Genomic DNA, 3,852 nt, shown 5'->3' with positions numbered 1-3,852 from the left:
GTGTAGGTCTTATGAAATATCGCAGAGCGGTTGTGCCCTTTGCTGGGGTACAAGTACGCGAGTAAAATGTTCATAGAACTGGGGCCTTATATCATAGTGGCGATCGCTTCCCTGAGCTCAACAGGGGATCGGTCGTCTATCTTTTTCTGGCGTTTTCTCGTACCATAAGTAGACATGCATAAGATTAATAATCATCGAGGTGTCTGTTGAAATGACTTCAGAGAAATTTTTCAAGCATCCATTGGGCATTATGTGCGCTGCAACATTGGCGTCGCTGCTGTGGGGGAGTGCTTTTCCGTTTATTAAACTCAGCTATGAGGAACTGGCGATTGGTAAAGAAAATTGGTCCGAGCAGCTTTTGTTTGCAGGTTACCGTTTTGTCCTTGCTTCTTTTCTCATCCTTTTGTTCATGAAATTAATCCGCAGGAAGGCAGGGTATCAGCGAGGAACGTTGTTGAAGGTCTGCAAAATCGGGTTTTTCCAAACATTTCTTCAGTATGCCTTTTTTTATTACGGCATGAGTATGATCACAGGTATTCAAGGCTCCATTATCGCGGGGACGACTTCGTTTTTTCAGATTTTGCTTGCCCATTTTATGTATAGGAATGACCGTTTTAATATGAGAAAAATAACTGGAATGGCGCTAGGTTTTGGGGGAGTGATTGTGGCGAACATGACAAAAGGAGAGATGGCCCTTCATATGGGCGTTGGGGAAATCTGTTTGCTGCTTGGCATGTTTTTCGGCGCGTTTGGTAATGTTCTTTCCAAAAATGAAGCGAAGGAGCTGGATGTACTATACATGACGGGCTGGCAGATGCTGTTTGGTGGAATCGCTTTGTTTGCTGTCGGCGCGTCTTTTGCAGGGCCTTTTCCGTTTGTATTCACATGGAATACGGTGCTGATGACGCTGTATTTGTCGCTACTGTCTGCCATAGGCTTTGTGCTTTGGAATAATGTCATGAAATACAATAAGGTCGGAAGCGTCTCGATGTATTTGTTCTTGACGCCGGTTTTCGGTGTGGTGTTGTCAGCGTTGATGTTAGGTGAAGTGATGCATCTAATGGTGCTTGTAGCGCTAGGCTTGGTTGTATCAGGCATTGTGATAGTCAACCGACAGAAAACGAGCACGACCAGTTAAAGTATAGGTGATATTCCTAAAAATAAAGAGGCCCGATTAGCTTCTCTGCAGCTAATTCGGGTCTCTTATTGTGAATCACAAGCCAAGTGTGTGCTGAGCGCGTAAGTTATAGCTTCTGTTTAAATGGCTATATGTTGACCTACGTTTGTAGAGAGAGCCTTTTGATAAATCAACTGTGCCGTCACAACATCAAGCACAGCTGTTCCCACAGTTTTAAACAACGTGATTTCCTCATCGCTGTTTCTTCCCTGTACGTGGCCTAGAATAATTTGTCCTAGTTCGCCGGTGAAGTCCTCTTTCGATACAAGGCCTTTTTCTATAGGAATCAGCAGATCACCCGCTTCCGCCAAGACGCCTTCGATGGTGTCAAAAACAATTTTGTCGGCCCGCTGTACAATCTGCTCGGGCAGTTCTTGCATTAGTGGCGTATAAGCGCCAACTCCGTTAACATGAGCGCCTTTTTTCACAAGACTACCGTCAAATACCGGGCGAGTAGATGTCGTGACCGTTGTAATGATGTCCGCATCCCGAATGGACTCATTTCCGTTACTTGCGGCAACAATCCTTGTGTTGAATGCGGCAAATTTCTGCTGCATCGACTCGGCGAACGCTTTAGCCCGATCATAGTTGATATCTAATACCCGCACTTCCACAAGCTCCCGCACTGTAAGCATCGCTTCCAGCTGTGTCGCTGCTTGCCCACCTGTTCCAAATAAGACGGCAATCTTGGCATCTTTTCTGGATAAAATTTCTGTAGCCGCCCCCTGGACAGCGCCGGTTCTAAGCTGTGTTAAGAAGGTTCCATCCATAATGGCGCACACTTCGCCCGTTTTTCCGTCCAGCAAAATCATTTGTGCCGGAACAGACGGCTTGCCAAGCTCGATATTACCCGGGAACACAGACACTATTTTAATGCCTGTAGCATCCATCTCTTTGATATAGGCCGGCATAAAAAGGTTTTGCCCCTGTTGCTTTGGAACATCGATATTAACACGTAAAGGAACCGTACATTCTCCCTCTGTATATAATCGCAGAGCCTGTTTACTTGCGTCGATCGCTTCTTTCATTGTAAAAACCTTCTGAATATCTTCTTTAGTTAAAACTAGCATTTTAATGCACCTCGATTCTAGTATTAGGCCGATTCTTGTTGAACGGCGTTTTTATTTTTGAACTCATTAATCAACATACTTGCCCCGCTATATAGCAGAATCGCGGCAACAACCCACTGAAGGGCAGACACATTTAATCCCTTTACAATATAGACGGCAATCAGAACACCAATAATTCCGAATATAGCTGCAAACRGTGTTATTTTTCTGCTGTACTCACCATATTTAATAAACTGCATACTGCCGATTGGAACGGAAAAAGTAGCAGCTCCCATCATAATCGGGAAGGCAACCAGTGGATTTAAACCAAGCGCATATACCGTAACCATGGTTAACGCATAAGATCCTATTCCAATATTGTTGAGTGCTCCGTAAGCAAATAGGCAGATTGCTGCGATCACTAATTTCCCGCCATACAGGCCAGTAGCGGTTCCCCCAGATGGAATCAAGCCGAATTTTCCAGCAAGGATGAGCAGCGTTGCAACCACAAGTCCTATTCCGATGAACTTGCGAATTATAGAAGGGGACAGCTTCACCACAAACCGGGGGCCAATATAGGCTCCGATAATCTGGGCTACTATACATACAACCAGGGTCATAATGTCCACATCAATAACGGTTATGAATGCCAGAGCCATGACTGCTACTGGGATCACGCACTGTGTATTTAAGGTTCCCGGAAGTTTTTTATCGGACACCCATTTTGTTTTCCGGTACAAGATGGATGAAAGTGCAAAGTCTGAAACCCCAAAGGTAGAGAAGAAGAAAATCAATGTTGAGGATATCGCAAGCATAAAGCCGTTACCAGGCTCCTGTTTGATTTCCTCCCGGTGCTTCACCACATCTACAATGAACCTTACGGCAAAAATAACATTAACCAGGACCACCAGGGTCAGTATAATCGTCGCTGTTGTCATTTTTTAAACCTTCTTTTCGTTTTTTTGATTAAAAATGCTTCGTATTCCTTTCAGCTCGTTGCCAAACTGCCTTTTGGCATCATTGCCCATGGCATCAATCAGTCTGAGGCAGTAAGCGTCATGTCTAATATTTTCTTTGGCAAGGAAGACCATCGGAGTACTTTGTGTCCATATCACTTCTGCATTCTTGTCATTTTGAATATGCCCGAACAGGATTTCCTTGGAATCGACCACAATATTAATCCATCTGCCGCCGCTTTCCTGAAGTTTTTCTTCCTCAAAGCCATGCTTGTAGTAGTTGACCAGCGGAACTTGATAATCATGGTTTGTGCTGTAGAGAATAATCACCGACCGGTCAAGCCTTTCCTCCACGGTACGTAGTTCCTCAATAATGTGATCAATATCCTCTTTCCAGACCTGGACATATACCTCGGACTTAGCTTCACTTAGCAAAAGCCTACACTTGTTGAAAATATTTTTATACCCGCGGATATACCAGAAATTTTCGAGGTCCATCGTCTGGTTATAGCTATTTAGTTCATTTTTTACTTCAGTCAGGCTGTCGTCCACACTGCTCTTGATATTCTCAATGAATTCTTCAATAGGAACGGCACTGTAATTGACAGGATTGGTTTGCTTTGAAACGACAATGCATCCCTTTTCGATCAGAATCTCCAAGATGTTGTAC

4 protein-coding genes are annotated in these 3,852 nt (G+C 44.2%); 1 reads left to right on the top strand and 3 read right to left on the bottom strand.

Annotated features, from left to right (window positions below):
• Positions 1-211: 211 nt before the first annotated feature.
• Entirely contained in the window at positions 212-1,138 is a 927-nt protein-coding gene (locus AC1DWN_RS29935) for a DMT family transporter (protein ID WP_477562511.1), read from the top strand.
• Between the two features lie 119 nt (positions 1,139-1,257).
• Here the strand turns inward: AC1DWN_RS29935 and AC1DWN_RS29930 are convergent, their stop codons facing one another.
• The 3 genes from AC1DWN_RS29930 to AC1DWN_RS29920 all read right to left on the bottom strand — a co-directional run.
• A complete protein-coding gene (locus AC1DWN_RS29930; protein ID WP_477562510.1) occupies positions 1,258-2,247 on the bottom strand; it encodes an ornithine cyclodeaminase family protein in 990 nt (329 codons plus the stop codon).
• 23 nt (positions 2,248-2,270) lie between these two features.
• Positions 2,271-3,164 carry a sulfite exporter TauE/SafE family protein gene (locus AC1DWN_RS29925; protein WP_477562509.1) on the bottom strand — a complete coding sequence of 298 codons (894 nt, stop codon included), beginning with the start codon at positions 3,162-3,164 and terminating at the stop codon, positions 2,271-2,273.
• A gap of 3 nt (positions 3,165-3,167) precedes the next feature.
• Positions 3,168-3,852 (bottom strand): TrmB family transcriptional regulator (locus AC1DWN_RS29920; RefSeq protein WP_477562508.1); only part of this gene is annotated, 685 nt, incomplete at its 5' end.

It is taken from the genome of Paenibacillus sp. P4_A7, from assembly GCF_056402455.1.
Note: the sequence above shows the minus strand (reverse complement) of the source record. Positions and strands in the feature narration are given on the sequence as shown.

Excerpts from the sequence above, each read along its gene's own strand:
- AC1DWN_RS29930 (WP_477562510.1), bottom strand. The coding sequence starts at position 2,247 with ATGCTAGTTTTAACTAAAGAAGATATTCAGAAGGTTTTTACAATGAAA.
- AC1DWN_RS29935 (WP_477562511.1), top strand. The coding sequence starts at position 212 with ATGACTTCAGAGAAATTTTTCAAGCATCCATTGGGCATTATGTGCGCT.